The sequence below is a fragment of the Fontimonas thermophila genome (assembly GCF_900113085.1).
Taxonomy (GTDB): domain Bacteria; phylum Pseudomonadota; class Gammaproteobacteria; order Nevskiales; family Nevskiaceae; genus Solimonas; species Solimonas thermophila.
In genome coordinates, this window is sequence record NZ_FOOC01000010.1 from 57,260 (window position 1) to 73,430 (window position 16,171).

Genomic DNA, 16,171 nt, shown 5'->3' on the forward strand with positions numbered 1-16,171 from the left:
TGGATCTGGGGCGGACCTGTCGGTCCGCCCTCTTTTTTGCCGGCTGGCGCAAGTCCGCACGCAGGCATGGCGGCGGCCGGTCTTGGCCGCCGAACAAGGCCTTGAGGGGAAACCCTATTGCGATTTGCTCGGCCATTGGTGCTACTATCCGGGCCCTGCCAGCGGGTCCGGCTTGTCGCGCGGTATCGCTGCACGGTTCATCCATCCCTAGATTCGTAAGGAACCTTATCCATGTCCGAGAGCCTGTTTCGAGCTGCGATGCTCAAGCGCAGCGGATGGGCCGTCGCGGGTCTTCTGGCGTCGTCGATCGCCATCGCGCAATCGACGGCGACCCTGACCCGGGCCGTCAACGAGCAGGTGGGCGCCGAGCAGGCTGCCCAGCAGACCCAGAGTCGCGTCGAGCAGCTCGATGACGAAACGCGCCAGGCCGTCGCCGAGTACCGTGCAACGATCCAGGAAACCGAGAGTCTGCGACGCTACAACCAGCAGCTCGAGCAAACGATCAAGTCGCAGCTCGAAGAAATGCAAACAATGCAGCGGCAGATCGGCGAGATTGAGACGACGGCGCGTGAGATCGTGCCGTTCCTCCAGAAAATGCTGGCGACGCTCGAGGAGTTCGTGAAGCTCGACATGCCGTTCCTGCCGGAGGAGCGCGCCAAGCGAATCCAGGATCTCAAGGACATGATGGCGCGCGCGGACGTGGCTATCGCCGAGAAATTCCGCCGTATCGTCGAGGCGTATCAGGTCGAGATGGAGTATGGCCGCACGCTCGAAACCTACCAGGGTAAGGTCGGTGATCGCACCGTGGACATGTTGCGCGTCGGCCGAGTGGCACTGATGTACCAGACCCTCGACGGCGCCGAGACCGGTTACTGGGATGTCGACAAGCAGGACTGGGTCGAGGACAACGACTATCGTGACGCGGTTGCAGCTGGATTGAAGATCGCCCGCAAGCAGGCCGCGCCGGATCTGCTCGTCGTTCCCGTCAGAGCGCCCAAGGAGGCGAAGTAACATGCAGCGCAATACCCTCCAAAGCCTCGTGCGGCCAATCGTGATCGCGCTGGCGGTGATGGTGCCGGCGGCGGCGATGGCGGCGGCGTCCCTCGACGAACTGCTCGAGCAGACCCGCACCGCGCGGGCACGCGAAGCCCAGCAGAACCAGGCCCGCATCCAGCAGTTCCAGCAGGAGCGCAACCGCCGCGCGGAGATGCTGGCCCAGGCCCGGGCCGAGCTCGCGCAGCAGAATGCGCGAGCCAACGCATTGTCGGCTCAGTTCGATGCCAACGAGAAGAAACTCACCGAGCTGCAGGCCGCGCTCGATGCCAAGCTGGGTAACCTGGGCGAAATGTTCGGCGTGGTGCGCCAGGTTGCCGGTGATTTTGCGTCGGTGGCGTACAACTCGATGATCTCGGCGCAGTACCCGGATCGCGAAGCCTTCGCGCGCAAGCTGTCTGAGTCGAAGTCGCTGGCCTCGATCGAGGATCTCGAGCGGTTCTGGTTCGAGATGCAGCGCGAAATGACCGAGACGGGGCGTGTGGTCAAGTTCAATGCCAAGGTGGTCAGCCCCGACGGCAAGGAGGAAGTCAAGCCCGTCGTGCGCATTGGTGGGTTCACCGCATCGAGCGAGGATGGTTTCCTGACGTATCTGCCAGGGCAGAAAGAGTTCGCCGTGCTGTCGCGGCAGCCAGCTTCGCGCTACGTCAAGCCCAACGTCGAATTGCTCGAGGAGACCTCGGGTTATCACACCGCGACGGTCGATCCGACGCGCGGCACGTTGCTGTCGGTACTGGTGCAGACGCCCAAGCTCAGCGAGCAGATCAAGTACGGTGGTCTGGTCGGCTACATCATCATGGCACTGGGCGTGATCGGATTGATCATGGCGGCCGTCCGCTTTGCAGCGCTGTCGGCTATCGCCGCCAAGGTCGAGGCACAGCGCAAGGATCCGACGAATGCCCGCGAGGACAACCCTCTGGGGCGTGTACTCGCCGTTTACTACAAGGATCCCAACACAGATCCAGATACCTTGCAGTTGCGCCTCGATGAGGCGGTGCTCAAAGAAATCCCGGCTCTCGAGAAGTGGCTGCCGGCACTCAAGCTGATCGCAGCAGTCGGCCCCTTGATGGGACTGCTCGGCACCGTCACCGGCATGATCCTGACCTTCCAGCAGATCACTCTGTTCGGTACCGGTGATCCCAAGATCATGGCCGATGGTATCTCGCAGGCGCTCGTGACCACGGTGCAGGGGCTCATCGTCGCGATTCCGATGGTGCTGATCCACGCCTTCCTCTCGGGGCGCAGCAAGAACATCGTGCAAATCCTCGACGAAGAAGCGGCGGGTATCATCGCAGAGCACGCCGAGAAGCAGCATGGTCGGGCCGCTTGAGCTGTTTGCTGACGTCCGCGACCTGCTCGAGCTAGGCGGGCCGGTCGTCCGTATTCTGCTCGGCGCAGCCTTTCTGCTCTGGGTGCTGATCATGGAGCGCTGGCTTTATTGCCGGCGCAACCTGCCTGCCCTGGCCGCGCGGATTCAGGCGCAATGGGACGCACGCACGGACCATTCGTCCTGGTATGCACGCCAGGTCAAGCGCAAGCTACTCTCCGAGGCGACCCGCGAGATTCGCGGCAACCTCGGGTTGATCAAGGCACTGGTGGCGCTGGCCTCATTGATCGGTCTGCTCGGCACAGTGACGGGCATGATCCAGGTCTTCGATGTCATGGCGACCTTGGGTACCGGCAACGCGCGCGCGATGGCATCCGGCGTGTCCGCGGCCACTATCTCGACGATGGCCGGCATGGTCGTGTCGATTTCTGGTCTTTATCCGATTCTGTGGCTCGAGAAGGTGCTGGCGACGGAAACCAGCCGCCTCAACGACCACATGATCACCCACTAAGGTGTAACCATGGCCCGTAGGAACCGAGGCGGTGACGACGATGCCCAGATCGACCTGACGCCGATGCTGGACATGTCGTTTATTCTGCTGATCTTCTTCATCGTGACGACCTCTTTCGTCAAAGAAGCCGGCATCGACGTGAACCGGCCGAGCGCGGCGACCGCCGAGCGCAAGGAACGCGGCAATATCCTCATCGCGATCCGCCCGAATGGCGAGATCTGGATCGATAAAAAGCTCGTCGATCTGCGCGCCGTGCGCGCCACCGTCGAGCGACTGCATGCCGAAAATCCGGAAGGTTCGGTTGTTATCATCGCTGACAAGACCTCGCAGACGGGCATCCTCGTCGAAACGATGGATCAGGTGCGGCTTGCCGGCGTCTACAACGTTTCGATCGCGGCGGATCAGAGCGGGGGCAGCTGATGAAGCGCACCGGGCTCGCCGTCGTGCTGGCGGCGCTCATCGCGTTGGGCCTGTTCTGGATCATGCATCTGCTGATCATGGGCCGCGACACGATCGACAAAAAGGAACGGTCGAGCGCGGTGATCGATTTCGTGCGCCTCAAGCGCGATTCGCAAGTCGAGACGCGGACGCGCAGCAAGCCAGAAAAGCCGCCGCCGCCCAAGCAGCCGCCGCCACCGCAGATGAAGGTGCAGGCGCAGGCCAAGCCGGACATGTCGCCGACGCCGTTCAGCGTGCCGAAGATGAACCTGCCCACCAGCATCACCGGTGGTCCTTTCCTCGGTACCTTCACTGCCGGCGACATCCAGGGCGACGCCGAACTGATTCCGCTGGTGCGCATCGCACCACAGTATCCGCGTCAGGCGTTGCGCGATGGTATCGAGGGTGAAGTCACGCTCGAGATCACGGTGGGGCCGGATGGCACCGTGAAGTCGGCGCGGGTCAAAAGCGCCAAGCCGCGCGGCTACTTCGAATCTGCGGCGGTCGCGGCGGCGTACAAAGGGCGGTTCCGGCCCAAGGTCGTCGATGGGCAGCCGCAGGAAACGACGGGGGTTTATACCGTCAAGTTCAAGATGAGCAACGAATGATGCTGCGCGCACTGACAATCACGGCGTCTGCGCTGCTGGTGGTCGGTCTGCTGACTGCAATCCCGGCAGGCAATGCGCAGGCGCAGGAGTCCGCTGCAGCCCAGGCTGCGCCCAAGAAAAAAGAGCGCAAGGCCAGCGGCACGCTGTCCGAGGGGACGTATCGCCAGCTCGAACGCATTCATGACCTGATCGGCAAGAACAAGAACGCCGAGGCGCTGGAGAAGTCGCAGGCGCTGCTCGAGCGGGTTGGCAACGACTACGAGCGTGCCGTCGTGCGCCAGACGATGGCGTTCATCTACGTCTCGCAGAACAACTACAAGGCCGCGATCGCAGCCTTTGAAGAGGCGCTCAAGCTCGATGCGCTGCCACAGCAGCCTTACGAGCAAATGCTTTACAACGTCGCCCAGCTCTACTTCCAGGATGGGCAGACCGATCGCGCGATCCAGAGCATGGAGCGTTATTTCGCCGAGGCGACGACCGAGCCTCCCGCGGATGCGCACATCCTGCTCGCCAGCGCCTATGCCGACCGCAAGCGTTTTGCCGATGCCCTGCCCCAGGTCGACAAAGCCCTCGCAAAAGTCAAGGAGCCGAAAGAGTCCTGGCTGCAGCTGAAACTGGCATTGCACTACGAACTCAAGCAGTTCCCGCAATGCGCCGAGGTGTTGCTGCGGCTGGTGTCGCTGGTGCCGGCCAAGGAAGATTACTGGAAGCAGCTGTCGAGCATTCTGTTCGAGATCCAGAAGGACAGGGAATCGCTGGCCGTGCTCGCGCTCGCCGACCGCCAGGGCTTCCTCGACACCGAGGGCGAGCTGCGTAATCTGGCCAATATCTACCTGTTGCTGAACATCCCATACAAGGCGGCGCAGATCCTCGAGCGTGGCTTGGAGCAGAAGATCCTCAAGGCCGATGAAAAGACCTTGCAGCTCCTCGGCGATGCCTGGACGATGGCGCGCGAATACGACAAGGCCGAAGCGGCGCTCAAACGCGCGGCGGCGATTTCTGACAGTGGTGAGATTTATTACCGCCTGGGTCAGATCTATATCGAGGACGAGCGCTGGAAGGATGCCCTCGAGGTTTTGCCCAAGGCGCAGGCCAAAGGCATCAAGAAGATGGGCGATGCCGCCTATCTCGAAGGCGTGGCCGCGTTCCAGGCCGGCAATCGCAAGCGCGCGGTCGAAGCCTTGCGCAAGGCCCAGGGTTATGACGAGAGCCGCAACAACGCGACACAGTGGCTGAATCACATCGCCCAGATCGAGGAAGCCGAAGCGCAGGCCGCCATTGCCGCAGCCGAGGCGAAAGCGGACAAGGCCGAGGGCGGTTCGGCGAAGAACTGAACGCGCCTGGTGCGAAAACGGGCATCACGCGGCGCAGCCAGTGACCCCTCATAGTCGCTTTTCGACGACCGGGTAAGACACGCGGTGGCCGCACGCCCGGTTCAGATCGTTGCCGCGTTCGCAACGGTTTATGTGGTCTGGGGTTCGACTTACCTGGCAATCCGCATCGGGGTCGAGGACCTGCCGCCGGTGCTCTTCGCCGGCGTGCGCTTCCTGATCGCGGCGCCGCTGATGTTCGCGTATGCGTGGTGGCGCGGCGCACGCCTGCCCCGCCATCTCCGTGACTGGTGGATGATCGTGGTCACCGCGCTGATGATGCTCGTCGGTGCCAATGGCCTGGTCACCTGGAGCGAACAATGGATCGAGTCGAATCAGGCAGCGCTGATCGTGGCGACGTCGGCGCTGTGGATGGCCTGGTTCGGGACCTGGGGCGATCGCGGCGAGCGGCTTTCGGCGTTGACCCTGACTGGATTGCTCGTCGGGTTCGTCGGCGTGGCGGTTTTGGTCGGCACCGGGCTGCGGCTGCGGGACGCTCCCGCGGCGGCTTACGCCGCGTTGCTGTTGTCGCCGATGCTGTGGGCGGGAGGCTCGGTGCTTGCCCGCCGCCATCCTCTGAGTGTTTCGCCGCTGATGGTTGCGGCCCTGCAGATGCTCGTCACCGGCATCGTGATGACCGCGCTCGGGCTGGCGCTCGGCGAGGCGTCGCGGTGGACGCCGACGATGGCATCGCTCGCTGCACTGGTTTATCTCGCCGTGTTCGGGTCCTGTATCGCCTATGGCGCGTATTACTGGCTCGTGCACCAGGTGACGCCGGCGCAGCTCGGCACCTACGCCTACGTGAATCCGGCGATCGCCGTGCTGCTCGGCTGGTGGCTGCTCGACGAACACATGCGTCCGCCCCAACTCGTCGGCACGCTGGTCATTCTCGCCGGCGTGGCGTTGGTGACCGTCGCCGCCCGGCGCGGTGCTGCACAGCCCGGTCGCGAGCGACCGTGAGCGCTTGCGCCAGACGCTGCGTCTTCACCGGATGACGGCATTCGCTGGTCTGGCTACCCTGCGCCCATGCGCTGGAGCACGCGATTGTGGGTGTGTGGACTTTTGACCGGTGCGGTTTGGGCTGGGCAGCCCGATGTACTGCGCATCGGCAATGGCCCCGAGCCCGAGACCCTGGATCCACACCGCGCCGAGGGTGTGAGTGCCGGCAATATCCTGCGCGATCTCTACGAGGGGCTCACCGCGCTGGCGCCCGACGGCCGCCCCATCCCCGCTGCCGCGCGCGCATGGGAGGTCAGCGAAGATGGACGTGTGTACCGGTTCCGTTTGCGCGGCGATCTGCGCTGGTCCAATGGCGAGGCGCTCACCGCCGAGGATTTCGCCGCCAGCCTGCGGCGCAGCGTGACGCCGGCGACGGGTTCAGCTTATGCCCAAATCCTCGCGCCGATCCGCAACGCCCGCGCCATCATCGATGGCCGGCTTGCGCCCGATGCGCTCGCGGTCCGCGCGGAGGATCCCTTGACCCTGCGCATCGAGCTTGAGGCGCCGGCGCCTTATCTGCCGGGATTGTTTTCACACCCCGTGACCTTCCCGGTGCACCGCACGCATCGGCAGGCAAGCGGCCGGTTCACACAGCCGGGCGAGCTGATCAGCAACGGCGCCTACCGTCTGGACGAATGGGTTGTCAATGCGCATGTCGGTCTGGTGCGCAATCCGTATTATCACGATGCAGCGAACGTCGCCATCGAGCGTGTGCGCTATCTCGTCACCGAGGATGTTCATTCCGAGCTGAAGCGGTACCGGGCCGGCGAGCTCGATGTGACATACGAGGTGCCACCGAGTGCCGTGAAGTCTCTGCGCCGGGACCGTGCCGGCGAGCTGCGCATCGCCCCTTATCTGGGGCTTTATTTCTACGGGCTTAATGTGACGCGCGCTCCGTTTGCGCAAAAGCCGGAGGTGCGGCGCGCGCTGTCGATGGTCATCGACCGCGAGCTGATCGTCGACAAGGTGCTGTATGGTTTGGGGATGCCGGCCTATGGCTGGGTGGTGCCGGGGACCGCAGGATCGGTGGAGCAGCGCCCGGAGTGGGCAAACTGGCCTTATGCACGCCGCGTCGCCGAAGCGCAGCGCCTTTACCGCGCCGCCGGATATTCCGACGTACGGCCGCTCGAAACCGAGATCCGCTACAACACGCACGATGGTCACCGGCGGGTAGCCACGGTCGTGGCGGCGATGTGGAAGCAGACCCTGGGGGTGCGCACGCGCCTGGTCAACGAGGAATTCAAGGTGTTTCTCCACCATCGTCGCCTGCGGCGCGACACCCAGGTGTACCGCGCGGCCTGGATGGCGGACTTCAACGATCCGCTGAGCTTTCTGGGCATCCTGCATACCGCGCACGGCAAGAACGACACGGGCTGGCGCAACGCGCGTTACGACGATCTGCTCGATCAGGCAGCGCTGCTCACCGATACGACGGTGCGCGCGCAAAAGCTTCGACAGGCCGAGCGCATCGTGCTCGACGAAGTGCCGGCGATTCCGCTTTATTTTTACGTCTCCAAGCATCTGGTCAGCCCGCGCGTGCAAGGCTGGACCGACCATTTGCTCGATTATCACTACAGCAAGGATTTGCGGCTCGTCCCATCGATCGAATAAGACCCGATGATCTACTTCGTCGTCCGCCGCCTCGCGGCCGCAGTCGTGACCTTGCTCGTGCTGCTGACGCTTGCGCTTTTTCTGATGCGCGCAGCACCGGGAGGGCCGCTCGACCGCGAGCGCAGCCTGCCGCCGGGCATCGAGGCGGCGCTGGTCGCCCAATACCGGCTCGATGCGCCGCTGTGGCAGCAGTATCTCGATTATCTGGGCGCGGTCCTGCGCGGCGATCTCGGTCCTTCCTTCCAGTACGAGGGTTACCGGGTCAGCGAGCTGATCGCAGCGGGGCTGCCGGTATCGCTACTGCTCGGCGCCCTCGCGCTTGTCTGTTCATTGCTCGTCGGCGGGTGTGCCGGGATCATCGCCGCCGTCCGGCGTGGTGGCGTGCTCGACCGCATCGTGTCGGTGACCGTGCTTGCCGGCATGTCCGTGCCTGGTTTCGTGGTTGCGCCACTGCTGATCCTGTTGTTCGCGCTGACGCTCGATGTGCTGCCGGCCGGCGGCTGGAGTGGTGATGCGCGCGAGCTGGTGCTGCCGGTCATCACGCTGGCGCTGCCGCAGCTTGCGGTGGTCGCCCGCTTGCTGCGCGCGGAGTTGATCGAGGTGCTGGATTCACCCCATGTGCTCGCCGCGCGCGGCAGAGGTTTGCCGCAGTGGCGGGTGCTCCTGTATCACGCATTGCCACCGGCGCTCATACCCGTGATCTCTTATCTCGGTCCGGCCGCGGCGGGGCTGGTCACCGGCTCGGTCGTCGTCGAGCAGATCTTCGGCATTCCCGGAATCGGCCGGTATTTCGTGCAGGGCGCGCTCAACCGCGATTACACGCTGGTGCTCGGCGTCGTCTTGCTCTATGGCGTGCTGATCGTGTCGTCCAACCTGATCGTCGATGCGCTCTATGGCGTGCTCGATCCCCGGGTGAGGCACGCATGAGCGCGCCGATGCGGCTTGGGCTCGCGCTGCTGCTTGCGATCGTGCTCGCGGTCACCGCAGGCCCCTGGCTCAGCCCCCACGCCCCCGATGCCATCGATTTCTCGGCGGAGTGGGGCGGTCCGCCGACTCTCGCCGACGGGCATTGGTTCGGGACCGACAGCCTGGGGCGCGATGTACTGGCGCGTACGCTCGCCGGAGGCCGTCTCTCGCTGCTGCTCGGATTCGCAGCGACACTGGTTTCGGTGGTCATCGGTGTTGCCTACGGCGCGATCGCCGGCTATGTCGGCGGCCGTGTGGATCAATGGATGATGCGCCTGGTGGACGTGCTCTATGCACTGCCGTTCATGTTCGTCGTGATCGTGTTGATGGTGGTCTTTGGCCGCCATCCGCTGCTGCTGTTCGTGGCCGTCGGTGCGGTGAACTGGCTCGACATGGCGCGCATCGTCCGTGGCCAGACGCTGGCGCTGCGCGAACGTGGGTTCGTACTCGCCGCCCGGCTCGCCGGAGCGGGACCCTGGGCGATCGTGCGCCGTCACGTGCTGCCGAATCTGCTCTCTCCGGTCGTCGTCTGCGCGACGCTGACCGTGCCGCAGGCGATCCTGGCCGAGTCTTTCTTGAGTTTTCTCGGACTCGGGGTGCAGGAACCGGCAGCGAGCTGGGGGGTACTCATCAGCGATGGTGCGCGCGACATGGAACTCACGCCGTGGGCGTTGGCGTTCCCGGCGCTGTTTCTTGTGCTGACGCTGCTGGCACTGCAACTGCTGGGCGAGGGCCTGCGCGCGGCGCAGGCGCGCGGATGAGCGTGACCGCGACACAGGTTCCGCTGCTCGACGTCCACGGGCTGACCATCCGCTACGGCGATGCGCCACGGGTGCGGACGGTCGTCGCCGGTATCGACTTTGCACTCGCCACCGGCGCGGCGCTGGGTATCGTCGGCGGATCGGGTTCGGGCAAGTCGCAGACCGCGCTTGCGCTGCTGGGGCTGCTGCCCCCTGCGGCGCAGGTGGAGGGGCGCATCATCTTCGATGGATGCGCGCAATCCCCGCAGGCGCTGGCGCGCCTGCGCGGAACGCAGATCGGCGCTGTCTTTCAGCATCCGCAGGCGAGCTTGAGTCCGCATCTGCGGATCGGTACGCAGATGATGGAAGTGCTCACGGTCCATCTCGGCATTGCCCGCGCCGCTGCCCTGGCCGAGGCACGGCGCTGGCTCGATGCGGTGCGCATCCCCGATGCCGGGCGCTGCCTGCGCCGGTTTCCGCACGAGTTGTCCGGCGGACAGTGCCAGCGCATCGCCATCGCAATGGCGTTGTGCGTCCGGCCGCGGCTGCTCATCGCCGATGAGCCGACCACCGCCCTGGATGCGACCACCCAGGCGCAGCTGCTCGATCTGCTCGGCGAGCTGCGTCGGGAATTGCGCCTTGCGCTGTTGCTGATCTCGCACGATTGGGGTGTCGTCGCCGAGCTGTGCGAGCAAACCCTGGTGCTGCGGGATGGCCGCATCGTCGATCGCGGATCGACGCAAGCCTTGATGGCGCATCCCACACACCCGTACACCGCGGCGCTGATCGCGGCGCGCTGCGTGTGATTCGCGCTTGGAGTTTGAATGCATCCCCTGTTGCACCTCTGGGGAATTTCTCCATAATCGGATCGAGGGCTTGGTCGGAGCGAGACGGTCAAGCCGGTCTTGATTGCGGTGTTGGATGGCCGGTGGAATCGCCGGCCACATCCCGGATCTGGGGGAGAAAAATGTTCAAACTGGCGAACGGCCATCGTGCCGCGGGGATCGCGGTGCTGTGCGCATTGCAGGCATCCTTGGCCCATGCGATCAGCTTCAGTCTGCCGTGGGGTGACGGCGAGGCCATCGAAGGTGTGCTCAACAGCACGATCGTCATCGGTGCGGCGATGCGCACGCAGGACCGGCACACGGATTATCTCGGCAAGGCCAACTCAACCCCGACGTCTGCGGCGGTCTCAATCAGGCCTGCCAGGGTCTGTTTCGCGATCAGGGCCATCCGGCGGTCGCGCTGACCCGGGCACCCGGCCAGTTCAGTCCCAACTTCGACGATGGCAACTGGAATTACGACAAGGGCGATCTCACTTCTGGCATCTTCAAGATCACGCAGGACATCACGTTGACCTATGGCGACTTCGGCCTGTTCGTCAAGGGGCTGTACTACTACGACTGGGTCAACGTCGATCTCACCGAGTTCCACCCCAACGAAATCAACGCGGAAAACAAAAGCCGGGTCGGTATGCCCGATCCTTCGAATCCGGCTATCACGCAATATGGCCGCGGCGAGCCGGTGCGCCGCAAGCGCAGCGGCGGTGAGCTGCTCAGCCAGATCGGCGCCGAGGTGCAGCTGCTCGATGCTTATGTGTTCGGCTCGCTGCCGATGTGGGACGACAAGGAGCTCGGATTCAAGATCGGCCGCCAGGCGATCAACTGGGGTGAATCGCTGCTGCAGGCGCTCAACTCGCTCAACCAGGCCAACCCGGTCAACGCCAACAATTTCTATCGCGTCGGTTATCAGGTCGAGGAGATCTTCACGCCGATCGCGATGGTGGCGCTGTCTTTCGAGCCGTTCTACAACACCTCGCTGGAAGCGTTCTACCAGCTCGAATGGAAGCCGGTCGAGGCGCCGGCACCGGGTTCGTTGTACGCGTTGTCGGATACCGTCGGCGTCAACAACGCGGTTGGCTATGCCCACGTGCATTTCGGCGGCGGGCCGGAAGATCCGCAAGGCGTTGCGTTCCCGCTGTACAACCCGCTGTCCGGTGTGACCAATACCTCGACCACGATCGAGCGGCTCAAGGATCTGGAGCCGCGCACCTCGGGGCAGTTCGGCGTCCACTCAAGTATTACGCCGAAGAACTCAACAACGGCACCGAATTCGGCTTTTACTACATGAACTACCACTCGCGGCTGCCGTATGCGAGCTTTTTCTCGACGGTCGCAAGCTGCGCGCGGCGCGAGGGCAACGCACTCGGCATCGACGCCTATGATCCGCTGAGCTTCCTCGCCGCCTGCCCCGATCTGCCGATCGTGCACTCGTTGACCACCGGTGATCCGGAGAATGCGACGAGCAACGCCGTGCCGCTGGATACGGTCAAGCTGCTGGTCGAATACCCCGAGGACATCCACCTGATGGGCGTGAGCTTTGCGACCACGGCCTTCGACTGGTCGTTCCAGGGCGAAGTCGCCTACCGCTCGAATTCGCCGCTGCAGGTGGATATCGAGGATCTCGTGTTCGCGGCATTCGGACCGACGCTGTCGCGCTGCCACGATCCCAACCTGCCGCGCATCCTGCCGGATGCCGGCATCAGCCTGGGTCAGACCGTGGCCGACGTCATCAACGGACTCACGGGCGGTGCGCTCGGTCTGCTCGATCCGCTGCCGGCGGGCACTGGCTGCGCCGGTACCACGTCCGGCATCGGGTCCACCGGCCCGGGTAGCTTCCCGGTCACCGACCTCGGCGGCGGGCGCGGGGTGTATGCGCCGAGCGATTACATCGTCGATGCCAATGGCACACCGGGTGCCTTCAAGGACACCTTTGACCTGCTGATCGGCCATGCGCCGGGGTCGGCGCGCTCGTTCCCGGCTTTCGTCACGCCATATCGTGGTGTTGCCGCCGGCGAGAATCCGCCATGCGAACCGCAGTATCTCGGCAGCCAGAACCGCTATAGCAACGACCAGAACCCGGCAACGCGCGTGCCCAATCCCAATTTCATTCCGTACACGCCAGCAAACCCCTGCTACATCCGCGGCTACGAGCGCTTCGAAACCTTCCAGTTCAACCTCGGCGGCACCAAGGTGCTCGGTGCCAGCGACAATCCGATCGGTGCCGACCAGATCCTATTCGTCTTCGAGATCGGCGCAACCTGGGTGCCGGATATGCCGGCGCTCGACGAACTCCAGTTCGAGGCGGCCGGCACGTATACGCATGCCAGCGCTGGCGCCGACGGCTCGGGGGCCGATCGCTCGCGCATGGCCTGTTCCTACGATCCGGTCACCAAGGCGCCGCGCGAGTCTTGCTCGTTCGGGGTCGATGGTCTGCGCTTCAATCCGCATCAGGCGAATCTGGATCTCTACCCGGATCCGTTCTCGTGGGGTTATGTGCTGATCACGATTCTGCGGTACGAGTCGGTATTCCCCGGCATTTCGTTCCAGCCACAGATCATCTGGCAGCACAACGTCAATGGCACCGCGCCGGGGCCCGGCGAGAATTTCATCGAAGGCCGCAAGACACTGGATCTGCAGTGGGAGACGCGCTACAAGTCCAACTTTGCGTTCTATCTCGGCTACACCTGGAATACCGGTGCCGGTGTGGCCAACATTTACCGCGACAAGGACACGGCGCGCGCCTTCGTGAAAATCCAGTTCTGACGGAAAAACGCGCTGCGGACAAAGGGCGGCTGCGGCCGCCCTTTGCCTGTGCGCTCACCGGTTGAGGATGGATTTGAGGAAGCGTCCGGTGTGCGAGCGGGCCACGCTGGCGACCTCTTCGGGCGTGCCGGCGGCGACGATCTCACCGCCGCCGTCGCCGCCTTCAGGACCGAGATCGATGATCCAGTCGGCGCGTTTGATGACGTCGAGATTGTGTTCGATGATGACGACGGTGTTGCCGTGGTCGCGCAGGCGCTCGAGCACTTTCAAAAGCTGTGCGACGTCGTGGAAGTGCAGCCCGGTGGTCGGTTCGTCGAGGATGTAAAGCGTCTGCCCGGTGTCGCGGCGCGACAGCTCCTTGGCGAGTTTGACGCGCTGTGCTTCGCCGCCGGATAGGGTCGTGGCGTTCTGACCGAGCGTGATGTAGGAAAGCCCGACGTCGATCAGCGTTTCCAGCTTGCGCCGGATTGCGGGCACGGCCTTGAAGAAGGCGCAGGCATCCTCGACGGTCATGTCAAGGACTTCGTCGATCGATTTGCCCTTGTAGCGGATTTCGAGCGTTTCGCGGTTGTAGCGGCGGCCACGGCAGGTGTCGCAGGTGACGTAGATGTCCGGCAGGAAGTGCATCTCCACCTTGATGACGCCGTCGCCCTGGCAGGTTTCGCAGCGCCCGCCCTTGACGTTGAAGCTGAAGCGGCCCGGCGTGTAGCCGCGCGCCCGCGATTCCGGCACGCCGGCGAATAGCTCGCGGATCGGCGTGAAGAGCTGCGTGTACGTCGCCGGATTCGAACGTGGTGTGCGTCCGATCGGCGACTGGTCGATGTCGATGACCTTGTCGAGCTGTTCGAGTCCGTCGATGCCGTCGCAGTCGGCGTGATGCGTCGCCGCGCCATTGAGCTGGCGCGCCGCGAAACCGTAGAGGGTGTCGTTGATCAGCGTCGATTTGCCGGACCCGGAGACGCCGGTGACACAGGTGATCAGCCCTAGCGGAATCTCCACGGTGATGCCTTTGAGGTTGTTGCCGCGCGCATTGCGGATGACGAGGCGCTTGCCGGGCTGCGGCGGCGTGCGGCGCTTGGGTACGTCGATGCGCAGGCGGCCGGAGAGATACTGCCCGGTGATCGAATGCGGGTTGCATTCGATGTCCTTGGGCGTGCCTTGCGCGACGATCTGGCCGCCATGCACGCCGGCACCCGGTCCGATATCGACGATGTGATCGGCATGGCGGATGGCGTCTTCGTCGTGTTCGACGACGATCACCGTGTTGCCGAGATCGCGCAGGCGCAGCAGCGTGGCGAGCAGGCGCTCGTTGTCGCGCTGGTGCAGTCCGATGCTGGGTTCGTCGAGCACGTACATGACACCGACCAGACCGGCGCCGATCTGGGAAGCGAGCCGGATGCGCTGGGCCTCGCCGCCGGATAGTGTCTCGGCACTGCGGGCGAGCGTCAGGTAGTCGAGACCGACATCGTCGAGAAAGCCCAGGCGGGCGGAGATTTCCTTGACGATCTTGGAGGCGATCTCGTTCTTGTGCCCCGGCAGCGTCAGCGAAGCGAAGAACGCCTTGGCCTCGCGCACGGACAGCGCGGTGAGCTGCGGCAGGCTGTATCCGGCGACGAAGACGTGGCGCGCGGCGCGGTTCAGGCGTTCGCCGTGGCATTCCGGGCAGGGTTTCTGGCTGAGGTATTTCGCGAGCTCCTCGCGCACTGCTTCGGATTCGGTTTCCCGGTAGCGCCGTTCGAGGTTGGGGATGATGCCCTCGAAGGGGTGCACGCGCCGGTGCAGGCGGCCGCGTTCGTCCGGATACTCGAACGCGATGCGTTCCTCGCCGCTGCCGTAGAGCAGCACCTTGCGCACGTTCTCGCTAAGCTGCGCGAACGGTCTTTCCGGATCGAAGCCGTAGTGCCGGGCGAGCGAAGTGATGAAATGCCAGTAATAGGGATTGCGCTTGTCCCAGGAGCGGATCGCGCCGGCGGCGAGTGAAAGTTCCGGATGGGCAACGACGCGGTCCGGGTCGAAGCGCTGCAGCGTGCCCAGACCGTCGCAGGTCGGGCAGGCGCCGTGCGGCGCGTTGAACGAGAACAGGCGCGGCTCCAGTTCTTCGAGCGCGTAGCCGCAGTGCGGGCAGGCCATGCGCGAGGAGAAAGTGAGCATGGCGCCGTCGCCACCGTGCGGGACCACATAGGCCAGCCCCTCGGACAGCCGCAGCGCCGTTTCGAAGGATTCGGCCAGGCGCTGCTTCAAGTCGGGCCGGATCTTGAAGCGATCGACGACGATCTCGATATCGTGCTTGAGCTTGCGGTTGAGTGCGGGGACCTCGTCGAGTTCATAGACCTTGCCATCGACGCGCACGCGCAGAAAGCCTTGCGCCCGCGCCTGCTCGAACCACTCCGCATGCTCGCCCTTGCGTCCGCGCACGACCGGCGCCAGCAGCAGCCAGGCCGATTCCGCCGGCAGCGCGAGCACCTGATCCACCATCTGTGATACCGCCTGGGCCTCGAGCGCGACGCCGTGATCCGGGCATTGCGCCGTGCCTACGCGCGCGAACAACAGACGCAGGTAGTCGTAGATTTCGGTGACGGTGCCGACCGTCGAACGCGGATTGTGAGAGGTGGACTTCTGCTCGATGGAGATCGCCGGGGAAAGGCCTTCGATCACGTCCACGTCGGGTTTTTGCATCATCGACAGGAACTGCCGCGCATACGCCGACAGCGATTCGACGTAGCGCCGCTGGCCCTCGGCGTAGAGCGTGTCGAAGGCCAGGGAAGATTTGCCGGAGCCGGACAAGCCGGTGATCACGATCAGCCGGTCGCGCGGCAGATCCAGCGAGATATTTTTGAGGTTGTGCGTGCGCGCGCCGCGGATGCGGATGGTGTCCATCGGGGGGAAGCGGGTTCGGAACACGCTACTATATGCGGCCCCGATGCAGCCGCTCAAAGCGCCGCT

General features: G+C 64.4%; 13 protein-coding genes and 1 pseudogene. 13 read left to right on the plus strand and 1 reads right to left on the minus strand.

All coding sequences use genetic code 11. The features are described 5' to 3' along the window. Nucleotides 1-231 precede the first annotated feature (231 nt). The 13 genes and pseudogenes from BMZ48_RS10105 to BMZ48_RS13390 all read left to right on the plus strand — a co-directional run bounded on the left by BMZ48_RS10105 (nucleotide 232) and on the right by BMZ48_RS13390 (nucleotide 13,228). Nucleotides 232-1,011 (plus strand): DUF3450 domain-containing protein, encoded by a 780-nt coding sequence (locus tag BMZ48_RS10105; protein ID WP_091534650.1) that lies wholly within the window; start codon nucleotides 232-234, stop codon nucleotides 1,009-1,011. 1 nt (nucleotide 1,012) lies between these two features. Further along, on the plus strand, nucleotides 1,013-2,383 hold the full coding sequence (locus BMZ48_RS10110; protein WP_091534653.1) for a MotA/TolQ/ExbB proton channel family protein: 1,371 nt from the start codon (nucleotides 1,013-1,015) through the stop codon (nucleotides 2,381-2,383). After that, a complete protein-coding gene (locus BMZ48_RS10115; protein WP_091534655.1) occupies nucleotides 2,367-2,891 on the plus strand; it encodes a MotA/TolQ/ExbB proton channel family protein in 525 nt (174 codons plus the stop codon). The genes BMZ48_RS10110 and BMZ48_RS10115 overlap by 17 nt, the downstream gene beginning before the upstream one ends. A gap of 9 nt (nucleotides 2,892-2,900) precedes the next feature. Continuing rightward, a complete protein-coding gene (locus BMZ48_RS10120; protein WP_091534657.1) occupies nucleotides 2,901-3,311 on the plus strand; it encodes an ExbD/TolR family protein in 411 nt (136 codons plus the stop codon). Continuing rightward, the gene (locus tag BMZ48_RS10125) at nucleotides 3,311-3,937 is read left to right on the plus strand and encodes an energy transducer TonB (protein WP_091534659.1); all 627 of its coding nucleotides are present in this window, start codon (nucleotides 3,311-3,313) and stop codon (nucleotides 3,935-3,937) included. The genes BMZ48_RS10120 and BMZ48_RS10125 overlap by 1 nt, the downstream gene beginning before the upstream one ends. Beyond that, nucleotides 3,934-5,271 carry a tetratricopeptide repeat protein gene (locus tag BMZ48_RS10130; protein WP_091534662.1) on the plus strand — a complete coding sequence of 446 codons (1,338 nt, stop codon included), beginning with the start codon at nucleotides 3,934-3,936 and terminating at the stop codon, nucleotides 5,269-5,271. Before BMZ48_RS10125 ends, BMZ48_RS10130 begins: the two co-directional genes overlap by 4 nt. Nucleotides 5,272-5,355: 84 nt before the next feature. Next, entirely contained in the window at nucleotides 5,356-6,267 is a 912-nt protein-coding gene (locus tag BMZ48_RS10135; RefSeq protein ID WP_091534664.1) for an EamA family transporter, read from the plus strand. A 66-nt stretch (nucleotides 6,268-6,333) separates the two neighbouring features. Next, nucleotides 6,334-7,917: a peptide ABC transporter substrate-binding protein gene (locus BMZ48_RS10140; RefSeq protein WP_091534667.1), complete on the plus strand. Its 1,584-nt coding sequence runs from the start codon at nucleotides 6,334-6,336 to the stop codon at nucleotides 7,915-7,917. 6 nt (nucleotides 7,918-7,923) lie between these two features. Continuing rightward, the gene (locus tag BMZ48_RS10145) at nucleotides 7,924-8,844 is read left to right on the plus strand and encodes an ABC transporter permease (protein WP_091534669.1); all 921 of its coding nucleotides are present in this window, start codon (nucleotides 7,924-7,926) and stop codon (nucleotides 8,842-8,844) included. Then, nucleotides 8,841-9,644, plus strand: coding sequence for an ABC transporter permease (locus tag BMZ48_RS10150; protein ID WP_091534671.1), 804 nt, complete (start codon nucleotides 8,841-8,843; stop codon nucleotides 9,642-9,644). The genes BMZ48_RS10145 and BMZ48_RS10150 overlap by 4 nt, the downstream gene beginning before the upstream one ends. Next, nucleotides 9,641-10,429: an ATP-binding cassette domain-containing protein gene (locus tag BMZ48_RS10155; protein WP_091534674.1), complete on the plus strand. Its 789-nt coding sequence runs from the start codon at nucleotides 9,641-9,643 to the stop codon at nucleotides 10,427-10,429. Before BMZ48_RS10150 ends, BMZ48_RS10155 begins: the two co-directional genes overlap by 4 nt. Before the next feature lie 161 nt (nucleotides 10,430-10,590). Next, nucleotides 10,591-10,872, plus strand: coding sequence for a DUF1302 family protein (locus BMZ48_RS10160; RefSeq protein ID WP_091534677.1), 282 nt, complete (start codon nucleotides 10,591-10,593; stop codon nucleotides 10,870-10,872). Then, nucleotides 10,869-13,228, plus strand: a pseudogene (locus tag BMZ48_RS13390) (DUF1302 domain-containing protein). Before BMZ48_RS10160 ends, BMZ48_RS13390 begins: the two are co-directional and overlap by 4 nt. Before the next feature lie 54 nt (nucleotides 13,229-13,282). Here BMZ48_RS13390 and uvrA read toward each other — a convergent pair. Continuing rightward, on the minus strand, nucleotides 13,283-16,105 hold the full coding sequence (gene uvrA, locus BMZ48_RS10175; protein ID WP_091534686.1) for an excinuclease ABC subunit UvrA: 2,823 nt from the start codon (nucleotides 16,103-16,105) through the stop codon (nucleotides 13,283-13,285). Nucleotides 16,106-16,171: the final 66 nt, after the last annotated feature.

Bases quoted from the DNA above. Each gene is read 5' to 3' on its own strand.
- BMZ48_RS10130 (WP_091534662.1), top strand. From the start codon at position 3,934: ATGATGCTGCGCGCACTGACAATCACGGCGTCTGCGCTGCTGGTGGTC.
- BMZ48_RS10160 (WP_091534677.1), top strand. From the start codon at position 10,591: ATGTTCAAACTGGCGAACGGCCATCGTGCCGCGGGGATCGCGGTGCTG.
- BMZ48_RS10120 (WP_091534657.1), top strand. From the start codon at position 2,901: ATGGCCCGTAGGAACCGAGGCGGTGACGACGATGCCCAGATCGACCTG.
- BMZ48_RS10110 (WP_091534653.1), top strand. From the start codon at position 1,013: ATGCAGCGCAATACCCTCCAAAGCCTCGTGCGGCCAATCGTGATCGCG.
- BMZ48_RS10105 (WP_091534650.1), top strand. From the start codon at position 232: ATGTCCGAGAGCCTGTTTCGAGCTGCGATGCTCAAGCGCAGCGGATGG.
- BMZ48_RS10150 (WP_091534671.1), top strand. From the start codon at position 8,841: ATGAGCGCGCCGATGCGGCTTGGGCTCGCGCTGCTGCTTGCGATCGTG.
- BMZ48_RS10115 (WP_091534655.1), top strand. From the start codon at position 2,367: ATGGTCGGGCCGCTTGAGCTGTTTGCTGACGTCCGCGACCTGCTCGAG.
- BMZ48_RS10155 (WP_091534674.1), top strand. From the start codon at position 9,641: ATGAGCGTGACCGCGACACAGGTTCCGCTGCTCGACGTCCACGGGCTG.
- BMZ48_RS10145 (WP_091534669.1), top strand. From the start codon at position 7,924: ATGATCTACTTCGTCGTCCGCCGCCTCGCGGCCGCAGTCGTGACCTTG.
- BMZ48_RS10125 (WP_091534659.1), top strand. From the start codon at position 3,311: ATGAAGCGCACCGGGCTCGCCGTCGTGCTGGCGGCGCTCATCGCGTTG.
- uvrA (WP_091534686.1), bottom strand. From the start codon at position 16,105: ATGGACACCATCCGCATCCGCGGCGCGCGCACGCACAACCTCAAAAAT.
- BMZ48_RS10140 (WP_091534667.1), top strand. From the start codon at position 6,334: ATGCGCTGGAGCACGCGATTGTGGGTGTGTGGACTTTTGACCGGTGCG.